Source organism: Microbacterium sp. MYb64 (genome assembly GCF_002979495.1).
GTDB classification, from domain to species: domain Bacteria; phylum Actinomycetota; class Actinomycetes; order Actinomycetales; family Microbacteriaceae; genus Microbacterium; species Microbacterium azadirachtae_A.
Genome location: NZ_PCOW01000016.1, coordinates 56,167 through 73,955, shown reverse-complemented (window position 1 = coordinate 73,955; position 17,789 = coordinate 56,167). Strand labels below are relative to the sequence as shown.

At 67.0% G+C, this 17,789-nt stretch carries 17 protein-coding genes and 2 tRNA genes; 14 read left to right on the top strand and 5 right to left on the bottom strand.

Annotated elements, in window-relative coordinates:
- The 3 genes from yidD to rpmH are packed head-to-tail and all read right to left on the bottom strand — an operon-like array spanning position 1 to position 821.
- A complete protein-coding gene (gene yidD / locus CQ044_RS14145; RefSeq protein ID WP_105689048.1) occupies positions 1 to 351 on the bottom strand; it encodes a membrane protein insertion efficiency factor YidD in 351 nt (116 codons plus the stop codon).
- Complete coding sequence (rnpA, locus tag CQ044_RS14140) at positions 348 to 680, bottom strand: ribonuclease P protein component (RefSeq protein ID WP_105689047.1); 333 nt, start codon at positions 678 to 680, stop codon at positions 348 to 350. Before rnpA ends, yidD begins: the two co-directional genes overlap by 4 nt.
- A gap of 3 nt (positions 681 to 683) precedes the next feature.
- A complete protein-coding gene (gene rpmH, locus CQ044_RS14135) occupies positions 684 to 821 on the bottom strand; it encodes a 50S ribosomal protein L34 (protein ID WP_105689046.1) in 138 nt (45 codons plus the stop codon).
- A gap of 300 nt (positions 822 to 1,121) precedes the next feature.
- On the opposite strand from rpmH, the gene dnaA reads away from it, so the two are divergent.
- The 8 genes from dnaA (at position 1,122) to CQ044_RS14095 (ending at position 11,739) form a co-directional block, all read left to right on the top strand.
- A complete protein-coding gene (dnaA, locus tag CQ044_RS14130; RefSeq protein WP_105689045.1) occupies positions 1,122 to 2,522 on the top strand; it encodes a chromosomal replication initiator protein DnaA in 1,401 nt (466 codons plus the stop codon).
- Between the two features lie 499 nt (positions 2,523 to 3,021).
- A complete protein-coding gene (dnaN, locus tag CQ044_RS14125; protein WP_105689044.1) occupies positions 3,022 to 4,161 on the top strand; it encodes a DNA polymerase III subunit beta in 1,140 nt (379 codons plus the stop codon).
- A gap of 4 nt (positions 4,162 to 4,165) precedes the next feature.
- Complete coding sequence (locus CQ044_RS14120; RefSeq protein ID WP_105689043.1) at positions 4,166 to 4,618, top strand: GNAT family N-acetyltransferase; 453 nt, start codon at positions 4,166 to 4,168, stop codon at positions 4,616 to 4,618.
- 54 nt (positions 4,619 to 4,672) lie between these two features.
- Positions 4,673 to 6,022 carry a DNA replication/repair protein RecF gene (recF, locus tag CQ044_RS14115; RefSeq protein ID WP_105689042.1) on the top strand — a complete coding sequence of 450 codons (1,350 nt, stop codon included), beginning with the start codon at positions 4,673 to 4,675 and terminating at the stop codon, positions 6,020 to 6,022.
- Positions 6,009 to 6,506 (top strand): DUF721 domain-containing protein, encoded by a 498-nt coding sequence (locus tag CQ044_RS14110; RefSeq protein ID WP_105689041.1) that lies wholly within the window; start codon positions 6,009 to 6,011, stop codon positions 6,504 to 6,506. The genes recF and CQ044_RS14110 overlap by 14 nt, the downstream gene beginning before the upstream one ends.
- A 118-nt stretch (positions 6,507 to 6,624) precedes the next feature.
- Entirely contained in the window at positions 6,625 to 8,736 is a 2,112-nt protein-coding gene (gene gyrB, locus CQ044_RS14105; RefSeq protein ID WP_105689040.1) for a DNA topoisomerase (ATP-hydrolyzing) subunit B, read from the top strand.
- A 46-nt stretch (positions 8,737 to 8,782) separates the two neighbouring features.
- The gene (gene gyrA, locus CQ044_RS14100) at positions 8,783 to 11,341 is read left to right on the top strand and encodes a DNA gyrase subunit A (protein WP_105689039.1); all 2,559 of its coding nucleotides are present in this window, start codon (positions 8,783 to 8,785) and stop codon (positions 11,339 to 11,341) included.
- A complete protein-coding gene (locus CQ044_RS14095) occupies positions 11,338 to 11,739 on the top strand; it encodes a DUF3566 domain-containing protein (protein WP_045271320.1) in 402 nt (133 codons plus the stop codon). The genes gyrA and CQ044_RS14095 overlap by 4 nt, the downstream gene beginning before the upstream one ends.
- A 66-nt stretch (positions 11,740 to 11,805) precedes the next feature.
- Here the strand turns inward: CQ044_RS14095 and CQ044_RS14090 are convergent, their stop codons facing one another.
- The gene (locus CQ044_RS14090; RefSeq protein WP_105689038.1) at positions 11,806 to 12,519 is read right to left on the bottom strand and encodes a VIT family protein; all 714 of its coding nucleotides are present in this window, start codon (positions 12,517 to 12,519) and stop codon (positions 11,806 to 11,808) included.
- 130 nt (positions 12,520 to 12,649) lie between these two features.
- A complete protein-coding gene (locus tag CQ044_RS14085) occupies positions 12,650 to 13,993 on the bottom strand; it encodes a Fic family protein (RefSeq protein ID WP_105689072.1) in 1,344 nt (447 codons plus the stop codon).
- Between the two features lie 129 nt (positions 13,994 to 14,122).
- On the opposite strand from CQ044_RS14085, the gene CQ044_RS14080 reads away from it, so the two are divergent.
- The 6 genes from CQ044_RS14080 to CQ044_RS19935 all read left to right on the top strand — a co-directional run bounded on the left by CQ044_RS14080 (position 14,123) and on the right by CQ044_RS19935 (position 17,784).
- The gene (locus CQ044_RS14080) at positions 14,123 to 15,406 is read left to right on the top strand and encodes a sensor histidine kinase (protein WP_105689037.1); all 1,284 of its coding nucleotides are present in this window, start codon (positions 14,123 to 14,125) and stop codon (positions 15,404 to 15,406) included.
- Positions 15,407 to 15,458: 52 nt separating this feature from the next.
- Complete coding sequence (locus CQ044_RS14075; RefSeq protein WP_045271318.1) at positions 15,459 to 16,145, top strand: response regulator transcription factor; 687 nt, start codon at positions 15,459 to 15,461, stop codon at positions 16,143 to 16,145.
- Positions 16,142 to 17,053: a DUF4097 family beta strand repeat-containing protein gene (locus CQ044_RS14070; RefSeq protein ID WP_105689036.1), complete on the top strand. Its 912-nt coding sequence runs from the start codon at positions 16,142 to 16,144 to the stop codon at positions 17,051 to 17,053. Before CQ044_RS14075 ends, CQ044_RS14070 begins: the two co-directional genes overlap by 4 nt.
- Before the next feature lie 67 nt (positions 17,054 to 17,120).
- Positions 17,121 to 17,194: transfer RNA gene (locus CQ044_RS14065), tRNA-Ile, on the top strand.
- Positions 17,195 to 17,245: 51 nt separating this feature from the next.
- A tRNA-Ala gene (locus CQ044_RS14060) sits at positions 17,246 to 17,318 on the top strand.
- A 52-nt stretch (positions 17,319 to 17,370) separates the two neighbouring features.
- Positions 17,371 to 17,784 carry an HNH endonuclease gene (locus CQ044_RS19935; RefSeq protein ID WP_374954864.1) on the top strand — a complete coding sequence of 138 codons (414 nt, stop codon included), beginning with the start codon at positions 17,371 to 17,373 and terminating at the stop codon, positions 17,782 to 17,784.
- Positions 17,785 to 17,789: the final 5 nt, after the last annotated feature.

Below are 17,789 nucleotides of genomic sequence, written 5' to 3'. Positions count from 1 at the left end.
TCAGTCCTTTCGGGAGGGTACGACGAATCCTCGTGGCGTGAGGGCGTGTCGGAAATCGGAATGCGGTGGCACGTCGTCCACGCCGCCGTGGCTCCAGGGATTGCAGCGCAGGATCCGCCACGCCGAGAGGCCTGCGCCCTTCACCGCACCGTGCTGCTGCACCGCACCTACAGCGTAGGCGGAACAAGATGGGTAGTACGCACAGACATCGCCATAGAGCGGCGACACCACCGCGCGGTAGGCGGTGAGGAATCCCAGCACGAGGTTGCGCGGCACCAGCGGCAACGCCCGCAGCGCATCACCGGCGTGCAGGTGCGCTGTGCCCCGCGAGTACGCCGGCAGCGCACTCATCGCACACCTCGGTCGACGGCGCGTCCGAGATCCGACATCAGATCCACGAAAGGCGCCTCTGCCGCAGAGGGCAGGGCGCGGATGACGATGTCGAGGCCGTCGGGCAGCGGGAGCTGACGGGCGCATGCGTCCTTCAGGCGTCGCCGGACGGTGTTCCGGGTCACTGCGTTCCCCACTTGCTTGCTCACGATGAAGCCGAAGCGCACAGGGCGCTGTTCACCGGTGTCGAGCACCGAGACGACCAACCGCGGCCCGCCGTATCGCCGCCCGCGCCGAACCACCGTGCGGTAGTCGGACCCGCGGACGAGGCGATGCGGGCGGGCGAGCACGGTTTACGCCGAGAGCTCGACACGGCCCTTCGTGCGACGGGCCGAGAGGATGGCGCGGCCGGCGCGGGTGCGCATGCGGGCACGGAAACCGTGCTTCTTGGCGCGACGACGGTTGTTGGGCTGGAAAGTACGCTTGCTCATGTTTTCTCCGGGAAGGGAAGCTGTCACCGGGATCGATGCGGCCGGAGACGGTGGACAAAGACTGCCGAAATGGCATAAGTCAACCGATTAAGGCTACGACGTAGACCTCGACATCGCAAACCGAGCAGGCGAAAGGATCATTATCCACATCTGTGGAGGGATCCTTCAACAGGGACACGCCGTCTGTCCTTCCCAGTCACAGCTTGCCCTTGCGGCCCAGGCTGACTACCGTGGCACGAGCAGTTATCCACAGGCAGCGTGTCCAGGTCCGCCCGCTGTGCCGAGTCGCCCGGGGGAACCATGTCCGCAGCCGCAGAGTCCGAGGTCCCCATCTGGGACGAACTTCTTGCGGAGCTCGCCCGCGACGAACGCGTCACCGCACCCCTGCAGGGTTTCCTCAACCTGGCCGTGCCCGCCGGCGTGATGACGGCCACCCTCTACCTCGAAGTGCCGAACGATCTCACCGCGGGGCAGATCAACAAGCGCCTGCGCCTGCCGATCATGGAAGCGCTCAGCCGCATCGGCGACGAGGTCACGTCCTTCCGGGTCACGGTCAACCACGACATGGTCGAACAGCAGACCCTTCCGATCCCGGTCGCCGACTTCGTGCCGGGGCGGCAGGAGCAGACCAGGGTCGACTCCCCCATCGAGCAGCAGCCGACACCGACCCGCCACGAATCGCGGCTGAACCCCAAGTACGTCTTCGACAACTTCGTCATCGGCCAGTCCAACCGGTTCGCGCATGCAGCAGCCGTCGCCGTCGCCGAAGCACCCGCGAAGGCGTACAACCCGCTGTTCATCTACGGCGGGCCGGGACTCGGCAAGACGCACCTGCTGCACGCGATCGGCGACTACGCGCAGTCCCTGTACGCCGGGGTCAAGGTGCGGTACGTGTCGAGCGAGGAATTCACGAACGACTTCATCAACTCGATCGCGAACAACCGCGGATCCGCCTTCCAGGCGCGCTACCGCGAGGTCGACATCCTGATGATCGACGACATCCAGTTCCTGCAGGGCCGTGCGGAGACCCAGGAGGCGTTCTTCCACACCTTCAACCAGTTGCACGATCACAACAAGCAGGTCGTCATCACGAGCGACCTTCCGCCGAAGCACCTCACCGGCTTCGAGGAGCGGATGCGCAGCCGGTTCGAGTGGGGCCTCATCACCGATGTGCAGGCGCCCGACCTCGAAACGCGCATCGCGATCCTCCGCAAGAAGGCGCAGAGCGAGCAGCTGCACGTCCCGGACGACGTGCTCGAGTACATCGCCACCAAGGTCTCGTCCAACATCCGCGAGCTCGAGGGCGCGCTCATCCGCGCCACGGCGTTCGCGAACCTCAACCGCTCCGCGCTGGACATCGCCACCGCGCAGACCGCGCTGCGCGACATCGTCGACCAGGACGAGGACAGCATCATCTCGCCGACCGACATCATCACGACGACGGCGAACTACTTCAAGCTCTCCGAGGACGACCTGTACGGATCCAGCCGGTCGCAGCAGATCGCGACCGCACGGCAGATCGCCATGTACCTCTGCCGCGAGCGGACCAACCTCTCGCTCCCGAAGATCGGCCAGCTCTTCGGCAATCGCGACCACACCACGGTGATGTACGCGTACAAGAAGATCAGCGAGCTCATGAAAGAGCGTCGCGCCATCTTCAATCAGGTGACCGAGATCACCGCCCAACTCAGCCGGCGCTGACACCCCGCCGCGCTCAGCCCCCTCTGTCCGGCCTCAGGAACGCCGGAGAGGACCGTTCGGCGACCCGACGGCGAAATCCGGCATCCGCCTCGCCCGGAAGTCCACATGTGGATAACTTGGGGATATCTCGGGATCAGGACGGCGTGGGATCCCCATCCGGGACCTCGATCTGTGGATAACTCGGGGAATCCGATCGACGCAGGACCCCCCGAGAGCCCACTGTTTCCGCAGGGTCTCCACAACTCACATGTTTGTAGTTCCCTAGAGCCGCAAAGCATCCCCAGAGTTATCCACAGTATCCACAGGCGTTAACACTGTTAAGAACTCCTTTCGAATCTCGGGCCATCGATCACCACACGGTCCCCGGTTGGGGATGGATCCGGATCCGAAGCACTTCGACCTGGACCTGACGCCGCGTGGCATTAGCATGGGATCCCCTGGTGTGTGCCAGGGGCGGAGAAACATGTCATCCTCCGCACTCAGTCGACGGAGGAGCGCCGTGAGGTTCCAGGTCAATCGCGATGTCTTCAGCGAAGCTGTGTCCTTCGTCGTCAAGCTGCTGCCCCAGCGCAACCCGCAGCCGATCCTTGCCGGAGTCCTGATCGAGGCCGGTGACGAGGGTCTCACCCTCTCGGCCTTCGACTACGAGGCCTCCGCGCGCACCACGATCGAGGCCACCGTCGACGAGCCGGGCACGATCCTCGTGCACGGCCGCCTTCTGTCGGACATCGCCAGCCGTCTGCCGAACGCCCCGATCGAGATCTCCGTCGAGGAGGACGGGGGCATCGCCGTCCGCTGTGGATCCGCGCGGTTCACCCTCGCGGCCATGCCTGTCGAGGAATATCCCTCGATCCCCGAGGTCACCGGCACCAGCGGCGTCGTTCCTGCCGAGGACTTCGGCACCGCGATCGCGCAGGTCGCCTTCGCCGCTTCGCGCGACGACGTCACCCCGGTGCTCACCGGGGTCCAGCTCGAGGTCAGCGAGAACACGCTGAGCCTCGTGGCCACCGACCGCTACCGGGTGTCGCTGCGCGACGTGCCCTGGGATGGCGAGGCCGCGGAGCAGACCGCGCTCGTCCCTGCACGCACGCTGCAGGAGGTCGGCAAGACCTTCGGTCACGCCGGCACGATCCAGATCTCGTTCTCCGGCGCCGGTGACCGCGAGATCATCGCGTTCACGGCGGGTAACAAGACCGTGACGTCGCTGCTCATCAAGGGGAACTTCCCCCCGGTCCGACGACTTTTTCCCGAGCAGACCGACCACCACGCGGTCGTCAGCACCGCGGATCTCACCGAAGCAGTGCGCCGTGTCGCGCTCGTGCTGGACAGGTCCGCGCCGCTGCGGTTCACGTTCGACACCGCGGATGTGACGATGGACGCCTCCGGCGGCGAGCAGGCCCGCGCTTCCGAGTCGGTCGACGCGCACCTCAACGGCGAAGAGGTCACCCTCGGGCTGAACCCGCAGTACCTGCTCGAGGCGCTCGGTGCGCTCAAGAGCGAGTTCGTGCGCGTCACGTTCACCTCGTCCGACAATGCGAACAAGCTCAGCCCCGTGCTGATCACGAGCCAGACGTCGGTCGACCAGGCGGGCCTCGACTCGTACAAGTACCTGCTGCAGCCGAACCTGCTGCTCCGCTGAGCAGATGAGGCTGGACCCGATCGATCCCGCACTCGCGGCGCCGATCGTCATCCGCGATGAGCGGTCGGGAGATGACTGGCATCCGGAGTATCCCTTCGCGGATGAACTCGCGCCGCTGCGCTCCCTCGCCTCCCATGAAGCGGTGGACCCGGTCTTCACGCTGTACGCCATCCGCGATGACGACGGCGTCGCGGTCGGCGGCTTCGGATTCTTCGGCCCGCCGGACGAGACGGGAACGGTCGAGTTCGGGTACGGACTCGTCCCCGCCGCCCGCGGACGAGGCCTCGCCTCCGCCGCTGTCGCCGAGGGTTTGCGGATCGCGGCCGGTCACGGCGCGGTCCGGGCGATCGCGGACACCGACGAGGCGAACCTCGCCTCCCTCGCCGTGCTCGCGCGGGCAGGCATGTCCGAGATCCGCCGCGAGGGCGGCACGGTCTACGTCGCTCGCGATCTCTGAGACGGATCCTCCGGCACGGATCGGGTGTCGGGGCCCGCAGGTAAGGTTGCTCGGGTGATTGTGGAGCATCTCAGCCTCGTGGATTTCCGCAATTACGCGACCGCCGAACTCACGCTGCACCGCGGACCGAACGTGCTCGTCGGCCGCAACGGCCAGGGCAAGACGAATCTCGCCGAGGCGATCGTCTTCCTCGCCACGCTCGGCTCGCACCGGGTCTCGTCGGATGCGCCCATGGTGCGCGACGGCCACGAGGCCGCGATCGTCCGAGCGCGGCTCGCACACGGCCCGAGAAAAGTCCTGATCGAGGTGCAGATCAACCGTCAAGGGTCGAACAAGGCGCGCATCAATGGCGCGCCGGGACGCACCGCGGACCTGCCTCGGTATGCGCACGTCGTGCTCTTCGCCCCGGAGGACCTGCAGATCGTGCGCGGGGATCCGTCCGCCCGACGTCGTTTCGCCGATCAGCTGCTGATCCAGCGCACTCCGCGCATGTCGGCCGTGCTCGGCGACTACGACCGGGTGCTGCGTCAGCGCACCGCGCTGCTGAAGTCCGCGCGCGCCCGCGGCATGAAGGCCGAGGCTCTGCCGACGCTCGACGTCTGGGACGACAAGCTCATCGCACTCGGATCCGAGATCATCGACGCGCGGTCCCGCCTCGCGGCCGACCTGCAGCCCGGTGTCGCCGCCGCCTACGCCGCGATCGCCGGGGAGGACCATGATCCGCGCCTGCACTGGGCCCAGTCGATCCGCGGCGGAGACCCGGAGGAGGGCGATGCCCTGCGACCGACTCAGGGACCGGAACAGGATGCCGCGGCCGGATCCACGGCCGACCTCTTCCGCACCGCCCTCGCGGCCAAGCGCTCGGCCGAGCTCGAGCGCGGGTTGACCCTGGTCGGGCCGCATCGCGACGACCTCGTGCTGCGGGTGCGGGACCTGCCGGTGAAGGGCTACGCCTCGCACGGCGAATCGTGGTCGATCGCGCTCGCGCTGCGCCTGGCCTCGGCCGAGCTCCTGCGCGCGGAGTCCCCCGCGGGGGATCCGGTCCTCATCCTCGACGACGTGTTCGCCGAACTCGACGCCGAGCGCCGCCGCCGTCTGGCCGGGATCACGGCCGGGTACGAGCAGGTGCTCGTGACCGCCGCGGTCGAGGAGGACATCCCCGAGGTGCTGGACCGTCACGTGGTCCGGGTCTCGGCCGGCACGATCACGGACGAACGTGAGGTTCGGGGCGCAGAATCGACGTTTGGGGCGCAGGATTCCACGGATTCGCAGCAGGACGCGCCCCGAAACGAAGAAGTGCGCCCCGAAACGGTGGCCACGACCGCAGCGGATCCGGCCGAGCCGACGAACGCGGCCGAAACGGCGGAGGATGACGGGCAGGAGGTGACCGATGATCGACCCTGAGCGCTCCGAGCCCGACGTCCCCGAGACAATCGCGACCTACCTGCGGCTGCGGGGGCTGAAGCCGAGCGCGAAGAACTGGAAGCGCAAGAAGCGCCTCGTCGATGACGAGAACGCGCCGTTCACCGCGGGCCGGGATCCCGGCACCCTCGGCGACATCCTCGCGAAGCTCACCAAGGATGCGGGCTGGGAGGCGGCGCTGAGCCGCGAGGATCTGGTGCTGCAGTGGGCGGAGCTCGCCGGCCCCGACACGGCGAAGCACTCCGAGCCGGTGTCGCTCGACGGCGGCATGCTCACGGTCAAGTGCGATTCGACGGCGTGGGCGAAGAACCTGCAGTACATGCGCGCGGTGATCATCACGGAGATCGGGCGTCGGTATCCGGAGGCCGGTGTGCAGAACATCCGCTTCGTCGGGCCGGACGTCCCTTCGTGGAAATGGGGCCCCAGAGTCGCTCCAGGGCGCGGTCCGCGCGATACCTACGGTTAGGACATGATCCATCCTGTCCTGGGGGACTTCAGGCGCGCAGAAGCGCGTACAACGAGACAGGAAGGGGTCTTTCCGATAGACTGGGCGTCTAGATCTTCGATGTGGAGCCTCCTCTCAGATGACGCCTGAAACCCCCTCTGACGCGAACGAATCGACCGCGAACGACTCGACCCAGACGGGGGCAGAAGCACCCGGATCCGCGACGACGCAGAGCGTCCCCGCTTCGGCAGCGAAGCCTGCCGCAGAAGTGGAGTACGGCGCCGACTCGATCCAGATCCTCGAGGGCCTCGAGGCCGTGCGCAAGCGCCCCGGCATGTACATCGGCTCGACCGGTCCCCGGGGTCTGCACCACCTGGTGTACGAGATCGTCGACAACTCCGTCGACGAGGCGCTCGCCGGCTACGCCGACAAGATCCTCGTCACGCTGCTCGCCGATGGCGGGGTCCGCGTCGTCGACAACGGCCGTGGGATCCCGGTCGACCCGCACTCCTCCGACCCGACCAAGTCGACCGTCGAGGTCGTGCTGACGATCCTGCACGCCGGCGGCAAGTTCGGCGGCGGCGCCTATGCCGTCTCCGGCGGTCTGCACGGCGTCGGATCCTCTGTGGTCAACGCCCTGTCGACCCGGTTCGACGTCGAGGTCAAGCAGAAGGGCTTCGTCTGGCGGCACCGCTTCGCGGAGGGCGGCGCGCCGCAGCAGCAGCTCGAGAAGGGCGAGGCGACCGAGGAGACCGGAACCGCCATCACCTTCTGGCCGGACGCGGAGATCTTCACCGAGACGGTCGAATTCGAGTACGACACCCTGCGCACCCGCTTCCAGCAGATGGCGTTCCTGAACAAGGGGCTGCGCATCGAGCTGCTCGACGAGCGCGAGGGCGCGACGGTCGATGAGGAGGTCGACGGCACCGTCGTCACCCACCAGCGCGCCGACGTCTTCTTCTACGAGCGCGGTCTCGTGGACTACGTCGAGTACCTCAACCACGTGCGCAAGGCCGACGTCGTCAACGACGAGATCATCGCCTTCGAGTCGGAGGACACCGCCCGCAAGATCTCACTCGAGGTCGCGATGCAGTGGACCACCGGATACACCGAGAACGTGTTCACCTACGCCAACACGATCAACACGCATGAGGGCGGCACCCACGAGGAGGGCTTCCGCGCGGCGCTGACGACGCTCGTCAACCGCTATGCGCGCGCCAACAACATCCTCAAGGAGAAGGACGACAACCTCACCGGCGACGATGTGCGCGAGGGGCTCACCGCGGTCATCTCGATCAAGCTCGGCGAGCCGCAGTTCGAGGGCCAGACCAAGACGAAGCTCGGCAACACCGAGGCGAAGGCCTTCACCCAGAAGGTGGTCGGCGACCAGCTCGGCGATTGGTTCGAGCGCAACCCGAAGCAGGCCAAGAACGTCGTGACGAAGGCCGTCGAGGCCGCGACCGCCCGGATGGCCGCCCGCAAGGCGCGCGAGACCGCGCGGCGCAAGAGCGTCTTCGAGTCGGCCGCGATGCCCGACAAGCTCAAGGACTGCACGAGCAAGGATCCCTCGATCAGCGAGATCTTCCTCGTGGAGGGCGACTCGGCCGGCGGCTCCGCCGTGCAGGGTCGCGACCCGCACACCCAGGCGATCCTCGCGCTGCGCGGCAAGATCCTCAATGTCGAGCGCGCCCGCCTGGACAAGGCACTCGCCAACAAAGAGGTCCAGGCGATGATCCAGGCCTTCGGCACGGGCATCGGCGAGGACTTCGATCTCGCGAAGGCGCGCTATCACAAGATCGTGCTCATGGCGGATGCCGACGTCGACGGCCAGCACATCACCACGCTGCTGCTGACACTGCTGTTCCGTTACATGCGCGGGCTCATCGAGGCCGGCTTCGTGTTCCTCGCAATGCCGCCGCTGTACCGCCTGAAGTGGACGAACTCGCCGCACGAGTACGTGTACTCGGACGCGGAGCGCGACGCCCTGCTCAATGACGGGCTCGCGAACGGCAAGAAGATGCCGAAGGACCAGGGTGGACGGATCCAGCGCTACAAGGGTCTCGGCGAGATGAACGCCAAGGAGCTGTGGGAGACCACGATGGATCACACCACGCGCACGCTCCGCCAGATCACGATCGACGACGCCGCGGCTGCCGACGAGATCTTCAGCGTGCTGATGGGCGAGGACGTCGAGTCCCGCCGCAGCTTCATCCAGCGCAACGCCAAGGATGTCCGCTTCCTCGACATCTGATCCGTCCTCCTCACGAGCGACGACGATCCACACGAGAGATTGATTCATGACTGACGAACAGCGCCCCGAAGAGAACGCAGGGCACAACCACGGCAAGATCGACCAGGTCGACCTGCAGTCGGAGATGCAGCGGTCCTACCTCGACTACGCGATGGCGGTCATCGTCGGTCGTGCGCTGCCCGACGTGCGCGACGGACTCAAGCCCGTGCACCGCCGCGTGATCTACGGCATGTACGACGGCGGATTCCGCCCCGACAAGTCGTTCTCCAAGTGCGCCCGCGTGGTCGGCGAGGTCATGGGGCAGTACCACCCGCACGGCGACTCGGCGATCTACGACACCCTCGTGCGCCTCGTGCAGCCGTGGTCGCTGCGCTATCCGCTGGCGCTCGGACAGGGCAACTTCGGCTCGCCCGGCAACATGGGCGCCGCCGCCCCGCGATACACCGAGACCAAGATGGCCCCGCTCGCGCTCGAGATGGTGCGCGACATCGAAGAGGCCACGGTCGACTTCTCGCCGAACTACGACGGCCAGACCGAGGAGCCCGACGTCCTGCCGGCGCGGTTCCCGAACCTGCTCGTGAACGGCTCGATCGGCATCGCGGTCGGCATGGCCACGAACATCCCGCCGCACAACCTGCGCGAGGTCTCCGAGGCCGCGCTCTGGGCGCTGCAGAACCCCGGGCTTCCGCGCGAGGAGCTGCTCGAGGGTCTGATCCAGCGCATCCCGGGGCCGGACTTCCCGACCGGCGCGCAGATCCTGGGCACGAAGGGGATCCAGGAGGCATACCGCACCGGACGCGGATCCATCACGATGCGCGCCGTCGTCGGCGTCGAGGAGATCCAGGGCCGCACGTGCCTCGTGATCACCGAGCTGCCGTACCAGGTGAACCCCGACAACCTCGCCGTGAAGATCGGCGACCTTGCCCGGGACGGCAAGATCACGGGCATCGCCGACATCCGCGACGAGTCCAGCGACCGCACCGGTCAGCGTCTCGTGATCGTGCTCAAGCGCGACGCGGTCGCGAAGGTCGTGCTGAACAACCTGTACAAGCACACGCAGCTGCAGGACAACTTCGGCGCCAACATGCTCGCGATCGTCGACGGCGTGCCGCGCACGCTCGCGCTCGACGGCTTCATCACGCACTGGCTCGACCACCAGCTCGACGTCATCGTGCGCCGCACGAAGTTCCGCCTGGCCAAGGCCGAGGCGCGCATGCACATCCTGCAGGGCTACCTCAAGGCGCTCGACGCGCTGGACGAGGTCATCGCCCTGATCCGCCGCTCGCCCACCGCGGCGGAGGCGAACGAGGGCCTGCAGCGCCTCCTCGACATCGACGAGGAGCAGGCGCAGGCGATCCTCGACATGCAGCTGCGCCGCCTCGCCGCGATGGAGCGCCAGAAGATCATCGACGAGGCGAACGAGCTCGAGGTGCGGATCGCCGACTACAAGGAGATCATCGCCGACGAGGGTCGCCAGCGCGCGATCATCCGCGAGGAGCTCACGGCGATCGTCGACCGCTTCGGAGATGACCGTCGCACCCACATCCTGCACGGCTTCGACGGCGACGTGTCGATGGAAGACCTCATCGCCGAGGAGGAGATGGTCGTCACGGTCACCCGTGAGGGCTACATCAAGCGCACGCGCAGCGACAACTACCGGTCGCAGCACCGCGGCGGCAAGGGTGTCAAGGGCGCGCAGCTGCGCGCCGACGACCTCGTCGAGCACTTCTTCGTGACCACCACGCATCACTGGCTGCTGTTCTTCACGGACAAGGGCCGGGTCTACCGCACCAAGACCTACGAGGTGCCGGAGGCCGGTCGCGATGCGAAGGGCCAGCACGTCGCCAACCTGCTCGCGCTGCAGCCGGATGAGAAGATCGCGCAGATCCTCGACATCCGCGACTACGACGCGGCGCAGTACCTGGTGCTCGCCACGCGTGGCGGCCTGGTGAAGAAGAGCCGCCTCGGCGACTACGACACCAACCGCCAGGGCGGGGTCATCGCGATCCGCCTGCGTGAGGACGACGAGCTCGTGAGCGCGTTCCTCGCCGACGCCACCGACGACGTCCTGCTGATCAGCCGGCACGGCATGTCGGTGCGCTTCCAGGCCACGGATGAAGCGCTGCGGCCGATGGGGCGCGCGACCGAGGGCGTCAAGGGCATGCGGTTCAACGGGGAGGACAGCCTGCTCTCCGCCTCGCTCGTCACCGGGGACGGCTTCGTCTTCGTGGTCACCGACGGCGGCTACGCCAAGCGCACTTCGGTCGACGAATACCGGGTGCAGGGCCGCGGCGGCCAGGGCATCAAGGTCGCGAAACTGAACGATGACCGGGGCATTCTGGCGGGGGGTCTGATCGTCCAGGAGGACGATGAGGTCCTTGTGGTTCTTGCCAGCGGCAAGGTGGTACGCTCTGCCGTGGCCGAGGTCCCGGCGAAGGGTCGCAACACCATGGGCGTCGTCTTCGCGAGGGCCGCCGAGGACGATCGGATCCTCGCGATCGCACGGAACACCGAGCGCGGCCTGGCCGACAATGAGGAGTCCGAGGACTCCGGCGCGGCCCCCGAGACAGAATCCCCCGAAGCCCCCGAAGGAACTGACGCATGAGCACGGTAGCCGACAAGCTCGCGAAGAAGTCTTCCCGCAAGACCTCCAGCAAGCAGGTGCGCCTGCGCCTGGTCTACATCGACTTCTGGTCGGCGGTGAAGCTGTCCTTCCTCGGCGCGGTCGCCATCGCGATCGTGACGCTGGTCTCTTTCCTGCTCATCTACCTGGTGATCGATGCCACGGGCCTGCTCACGAAGGCCGACGAGTTCGTCTCGGGCATCGCGGATGGCGCCAAGCTGAGCGCGATCATCGGGCTGCCGCAGGTGCTCGCGTTCGGATCCGTCGTCGCGATCCTCAACCTCATCGTGTTCACGGTGCTCGGCGCGATCGTCGCCGGCATCTACAACCTCGCGGTCAAGGTCACCGGCGGACTGCTGGTCGGCTTCACCTCGAACTGACGCATTCAGCGCGAAGGCCCGGATCCTCGGATCCGGGCCTTCTGCGTCCCGCCGGGGGAGCCACCGTCAGACGACGCCGGTGGCTCCCAGCAGTGTTCCGATGAGCCACGTCGCGACGAGCGCCATCGCCCCGCCGATGACCAGGCGGATCGAGGCGCGGACAGGGTTGGAACCGCCGATCCGCGCCGAGAAGAAGCCGGTCGCCGCGAGGGCGATCAGGACGGCGACGAAAGTGACCGGCACCCGCCAGCCCGCCGGTGGCAGCAGGATCGCGAGCAGCGGCAGGATGGCGCCGGCCGTGAACGCGATCGCCGAGGAGCTCGCCGCGTGCCACGGATTGACGAGGTCGTCCTGGTCGATGCCGAGCTCGACCTCGAGATGTGCGGCCAGGGCGTCGTGGGCGGTGAGCTCGACGGCGACCCGGTGCGCGGTGTCGTCGCTGAGACCGCGCTGACGGTACAGCTCCGTGAGTTCGGCGAGTTCCGCCTCCGGCATGGTGCGCAATTCCTCGCGCTCCTTCGCGATGAGGGCGTGCTCGCTGTCGCGCTGGCTGCTCACCGAGACGTACTCGCCGAGCGCCATCGAGATCGCGCCGCCGATCAGGCCGGCGAGTCCCGCGACCAGCAGCGCCGCGTTGTCGGTCGTCGCGCCGGCCACGCCCACCACGAGCGAGGCGACGGAGACGATGCCGTCGTTCGCGCCGAGCACTCCGGCGCGCAGCCAGTTCAGGCGCTGTCCGAGGCCGGTGCCGTGCGGTTCGTGCGGATGCAGTGCGGTCACGTCGTCTCACTCCGTTCGCCCAGGAGGTTCATGGCTCCACGTAAGCACCTGAGCGCCCCCACGTCCATCAAGAGAGGCGTACAGCACTGGCCCCTCGAAAACATAACAAAACAATCAAACTTGATTTGTTTTATTTTCCAAGCTCGGTGATACGCCTGCCGATGTCGATAGCGACGGTCCATCGAATCGGGTGCTTTGTCTTGCTGGGCGACAAGAGGCCGAAGTTCTCGAGGTGGCGGAGATCGTTGCGTGCGGTCTGAGTCGTCACGCGGTACCGTGCCGCCACATCCGCAGCCGAGATCTCATCGATTCCATCTCTGGTGAGCCACTCGAGGAGCTGGGTCTGGCGGGGATTGAACTCGGTGGCAGCGCTTCGCAGGGCCATGCGGATGCGATTCGATTCTGAACGGCGCGTTTCGATGTAGGTGTCGAGTTCATCGAGTGCCCGCTGTATGACACGAAGTTGATGAAGGATGAAGTAGGTCAGATCCCCATCATCGTCTTCGGTGTACTGGTAGCTGTCGCTGTACCGTCCCGGCGCCTTGCGAAGGATTTTCGAGATGGTCAGGTATTCGGCGAGCCAGTAGCCGTTGTGCAGCATCGCCCAGTAGAAAGCGGTGCGAGCCATGCGCCCGTTGCCATCCGAGAAGTAGTGGTCGAAGCCGAACATGAAGTGCGTGATGATGGCGCGAACGACGGGAGGGATGTACGGCGAGTCGGCTGTGGAACCGTTCGCGAACGAGCAGAGTTCGATGAGGCGCTCCGGCAGTTCACTCGCGGGCGGTGGCACATGGACTTCTTCACCGCTAGCGGCCCACACGCTCACTCGTTCGTCGCCCGGTGTCTCGAGCCGTCCCTCATGTGAAGCATCTTCTAGAGTGCCCTCGGTCAGAACTGTGTGCAGTTCTCTCACCCAGGCCGCATCAAACGCGGCATCCTTGTTCTCCGCGATCAGGCTCATCGCGTTGAAGTTGTTCAAGATCATCCGCTCAGACTTTGTCCGAGGGTCGCGGCGGGTGCTGATCATGTCCACCGCCACGCGTCGGCTGGTCGACGCGCCCTCGAGCTGGCTGGATGTGATGGCTTCCTCGACGAGAGAACGCACGACGAACCCGTCCCTTCCGGCGGGAGTCAACGCATTGCTCCCGGATGACACCGCACCTCCGGCTCGTCGGGTGATCTCTTCTGAGAGCTTGAGCACCTCGTCGGTGAGGGCGAAAGAGAATGGCCTGCCGTCTTTCATCCTCAGTGGCACGGTGCGCAATTGCGCCGAGCGCTGGAGCTTCAGGCGGAACCACCATTCCTCGTGCGTCAAGCCCGAAGGCGGCGTACGACGAATCAGCTGAGACCAGTGCAGGTAGCGCGAATCATCGAGCCTCTCACCGAAGAGCAGCTGAGGGATGCCGTCGGTGTTGGCGCTCAGCACTCGTTGCTGAAGTGCAGCGAAATCGGGGGCGGGCGTGTGTAACAGCAAGAGGTGTCCTTCCAACAAAACAAATCATATCGTCTTGTTTTGTTAACCGGTCGGTCTTACGGAAACCCCGAACCGGATCACCCGGTTTCCTCCGTTCCGCGCCGTCGAGCCCGCCTCTAGCGTGGAGTCATGAGCACAGCACCGTCCTACTCCCCGCCCCCCGCGACAGGTCCTGTCGCCGCGGCGGCGCGCACCCCGGTGCGCCTGTTCCTCACGATCCTCGAGCTCGCCGCTCTCGGCGTGGTCGGATCCGGTGTGATGGGCGTCCTCGGCGGAGGCCTGGGGCTCGGCTTCGGTCTCAGCTTCATCGGCGTCGGCCTGCTCGTGCTCGTGGGTCTGGTCTACGCCGTGTTCGGCGTCGCCTGGTTCGAGATCGCCCGACTGAACGGCCTGTACGGGTTCGACCTTCCGGCCCTCCGCTGGCGCGCGGTCGACCGCCCGGGCTTCGGCGGCTGGCTGCTCTCCCTGTGGCGGCAGGCCTACAACGGCCGGATGTGGCGCGCACTGGCCAACTTCGCCATCGCCTGCGCACTCGGCTCCCTGGTGCTGAGGCTGATGGCCTGGTTCGGCTGGTCGGCGGTCACGGCCTTCGCCCCGTTGTTCACGTCCGGTGAGGTGGACACCGGCTGGGGCACGAGGTACCCGAGCGCCTGGGCTCCGCTCATCGGCGGCGCGGGCGCCGCGGCCGGCATCGTCGGCATCATCAGCGTGGCACTGCTGCACCGGGTGATCTCCCGCGGCATCGTGGCCACTCCCGATCGCAACCTCGACCTCAGCGAGCAGGTGCGCACGACCACCGCCCAGCGGGCGGGCGCCGTGCGCGCGGCGGACGTGGAGCGCACCCGCATCGAGCGGGACCTGCACGACGGCGTCCAGCCGCGTCTCGTCTCCGTCGGCATGACCTTGGGAATGGCGCAGCAGAAGATCGACTCGGATCCGGAGGCGGCCAAGGCTCTCATCGCCGAGGCGCACACCTCGACGAAGGCCGCGATCACCGAGCTGCGTCAGCTCGCCCGGGGAATCCATGCTTCGGTGCTCGACGACCGCGGATTGGATGCCGCGCTCTCCGCCCTGGCCGGGCGCTCCCCCGTGCCGGTCGTGCTCGACGTGCGGCTCGACGGGCGATGCTCGCGCGATGCCGAGGCAGCGGTCTACTTCACGATCGCGGAATCGCTCACCAACGCGGCCAAGCACTCCAGGGCCAGCGAGTGCCGGGTCGTCGTGCGCGTGCGCGACGGGGGCACGCTCTGGGCCCGGGTCGAGGACAACGGCATCGGCGGCGCCACGGTGCTGCCGGGCGGCGGTCTCGACGGGATCGGGAACCGCGTGCTCGCGGCCGGCGGCACATTCCGCCTGGACAGCCCCGTGGGCGGTCCGACCAGCCTGGAGGTGAGCGTCCCGTGCGCATCCTGACCCGCTCGCCTCTCGACCAGCACCACGACGCCGACCCGAAGGAGCGCATCTCATGAGGATCCTGATCTGCGAGGACTCGGTGCTGCTCCGCGAAGGACTCGTGCGGCTACTCGAGGACGCCGGTCATACGGTCGTCGCTGCACTTCCCGATGCGAACGACCTCGACGCGACCGTCGATGCCACCGACCCCGAACTCTGCATCCTGGACGTGAGGCTCCCGCCGACCTTCGTGGACGAGGGGATCCGCGCGGCGCTGTCGCTGCGCAAGCGACTCCCGCAGCTCCCGCTGCTCGTCCTCTCCCAGTACGTCGAGGAGCGCTACGCGAGCGACCTGATCATCGCGCAGGGATCTGCGGGTCCGCTCGGCTACCTGCTGAAGGACCGGGTGGCCGACGTCTCCGAATTCATCGAGTCGGTAGCGCGCATCGCGTCCGGATCCACGGTCCTGGATCCGGAGGTGGTCGCGCAGCTGCTCACCCGCCGCAACCAGGACGACCGCATGCAGAGCCTCACAGAGAGGGAGCGCACGGTGCTCGCGCTGATCGCGGAGGGCAAGTCGAACCAGGCCATCGCAGCCACGCTGTTCCTCTCCGAGGCCAGCGTCGAGAAGCACATCACCGCCATCTTCCAGAAACTCGGGCTCGAGCCCGACGAGTCCGGCAATCGCCGGGTGCTCGCCACGATCGCCCACCTCTCCAGTGCCGGCCTGAACGGCCCGCAGACAGGAACGAACCGATGACGAACCTCACCCCTCCGAGCGCCCCCGAGCACGACCCTTCCGGCGCGGCGACGCCGAACGGGCCTGACCCCGTTCCGGCCCGTCCTTCGCCGGCGTCGAGCCCGAGCAGAGGGACGCTCGCCGCGATCACGATCGCTGCGGCGATCATCGGCGGCGGCGCGCTGGTCACCGTCGGCGGCGGTTCCGCTCTCGCAGCCGTCGCCCAGGTCGCCTCGAGCGACGGCTCGGGGGCACGCAGCACCAGCGTCGACACGACGGGCGTCACGGGACTGAAGGTCGAGGTCGGGCGCGGCTCCGCGACGATCCGCTTCGACGACGTGAGCGAGGCGACCATGCGCGTCAGCGGCACCGGCAGCAGCGACTGGACGATGCGCCGCGACGGCGATGTCCTGCGGGTCGACCGCCCCAACGGGCCCTTCGGGTGGTGGACCGCCGGCTGGTTCGGCATCGATCCGCAGATGACGCTCACGCTCCCCCGCGAGTTGGAGGGCGAGCTGACGGCCGATCTGCAGCTGGATGCCGGGTCGCTCTCGGCCGAGGGCCGCTTCGACGCTCTGACCACGCAGGTGAACGCCGGGTCGCTGTCGCTCGACGGGGGCGCGAAGACCGTGACCACCCGGGTGAACGCGGGATCCGCGACGCTCCGCCTGGACGACGTGACCACGGCGGATCTGTCGATGTCGGCGGGCAGACTGGACGCGACGATCTCGGGCCGCCAGCCCGATGACGTCACCCTGGACGTGAGCGCCGGATCCATGGACGTGACGGTGCCGACGGGGCGCTATGCGCTGATGAGGGACTCGTCGGCCGGCACCATCGACGCCCGGATCCAGACGGATCCGTCCTCGACCCACCGCATCGGTGCACGGCTGTCCGCGGGCAGCATCACCCTGCGGGACGGCAGCTGAGCACTGCTCGAGCGCCGCTCGATTTCGTGATCGTGTCAACGTCCGGTAAAGTCTTGGAGGTTGATAAGGGGCTATAGCTCAGGCGGTTAGAGCGCTTCACTGATAATGAAGAGGTCCCAGGTTCAAGTCCTGGTAGCCCCACCGACATGTGAGCGGATCCGAGAAATCGGATCCGCTCATTCGGTCGAATGAGGGGCCTTAGCTCAGTTGGTAGAGCGCCTGCTTTGCAAGCAGGATGTCAGGAGTTCGAATCTCCTAGGCTCCACCGGAATCAGAACGGACCCGGTCTCAGGACCGGGTCCGTTCCTCGTTCTGGGGTGCCTGCGCAGTACGGTGAAGAGGTGCCTCCCCGTCGCAAGTTCCCCGCCGCGACACCCTCTGCGGCAGCTCGCGCGCGGTACGCGAAGCGCCGGAAGCGTCGGTTGGCAGGCGTCGACAACGACCTCACTCCGAAGCAATGGGCTGACATTCGTGACGCGTGGGGAGGGTGCGCGTACTGCCAGTCCACGGGTGTCGCCGTACAGCGGGACTGCATTCAGCCGGTCTCTCGTGGCGGTCGCTACACGCTGGAGAACGTGGTGCCGGCCTGCGTATCCTGCAACGCGAGCAAGAACAACGGCGAGGTCACGACATGGCTTCGACGCAAGCAGCTCGACGAACGTGCTTTTCTCCTTCGCCACGCAACGATCCTGAGCACGCTGCTTCCGGAAGACGATAGTCCGCCCCTGTAGAGCGG

Excerpts from the sequence above, each read along its gene's own strand:
- CQ044_RS14070 (WP_105689036.1), top strand. The coding sequence starts at position 16,142 with ATGACGAACCTCACCCCTCCGAGCGCCCCCGAGCACGACCCTTCCGGC.
- dnaA (WP_105689045.1), top strand. The coding sequence starts at position 1,122 with ATGTCCGCAGCCGCAGAGTCCGAGGTCCCCATCTGGGACGAACTTCTT.
- gyrB (WP_105689040.1), top strand. The coding sequence starts at position 6,625 with ATGACGCCTGAAACCCCCTCTGACGCGAACGAATCGACCGCGAACGAC.
- CQ044_RS14080 (WP_105689037.1), top strand. The coding sequence starts at position 14,123 with ATGAGCACAGCACCGTCCTACTCCCCGCCCCCCGCGACAGGTCCTGTC.
- CQ044_RS14120 (WP_105689043.1), top strand. The coding sequence starts at position 4,166 with ATGAGGCTGGACCCGATCGATCCCGCACTCGCGGCGCCGATCGTCATC.
- CQ044_RS14095 (WP_045271320.1), top strand. The coding sequence starts at position 11,338 with ATGAGCACGGTAGCCGACAAGCTCGCGAAGAAGTCTTCCCGCAAGACC.
- CQ044_RS14110 (WP_105689041.1), top strand. The coding sequence starts at position 6,009 with ATGATCGACCCTGAGCGCTCCGAGCCCGACGTCCCCGAGACAATCGCG.
- CQ044_RS14075 (WP_045271318.1), top strand. The coding sequence starts at position 15,459 with ATGAGGATCCTGATCTGCGAGGACTCGGTGCTGCTCCGCGAAGGACTC.
- yidD (WP_105689048.1), bottom strand. The coding sequence starts at position 351 with ATGAGTGCGCTGCCGGCGTACTCGCGGGGCACAGCGCACCTGCACGCC.
- gyrA (WP_105689039.1), top strand. The coding sequence starts at position 8,783 with ATGACTGACGAACAGCGCCCCGAAGAGAACGCAGGGCACAACCACGGC.
- rpmH (WP_105689046.1), bottom strand. The coding sequence starts at position 821 with ATGAGCAAGCGTACTTTCCAGCCCAACAACCGTCGTCGCGCCAAGAAG.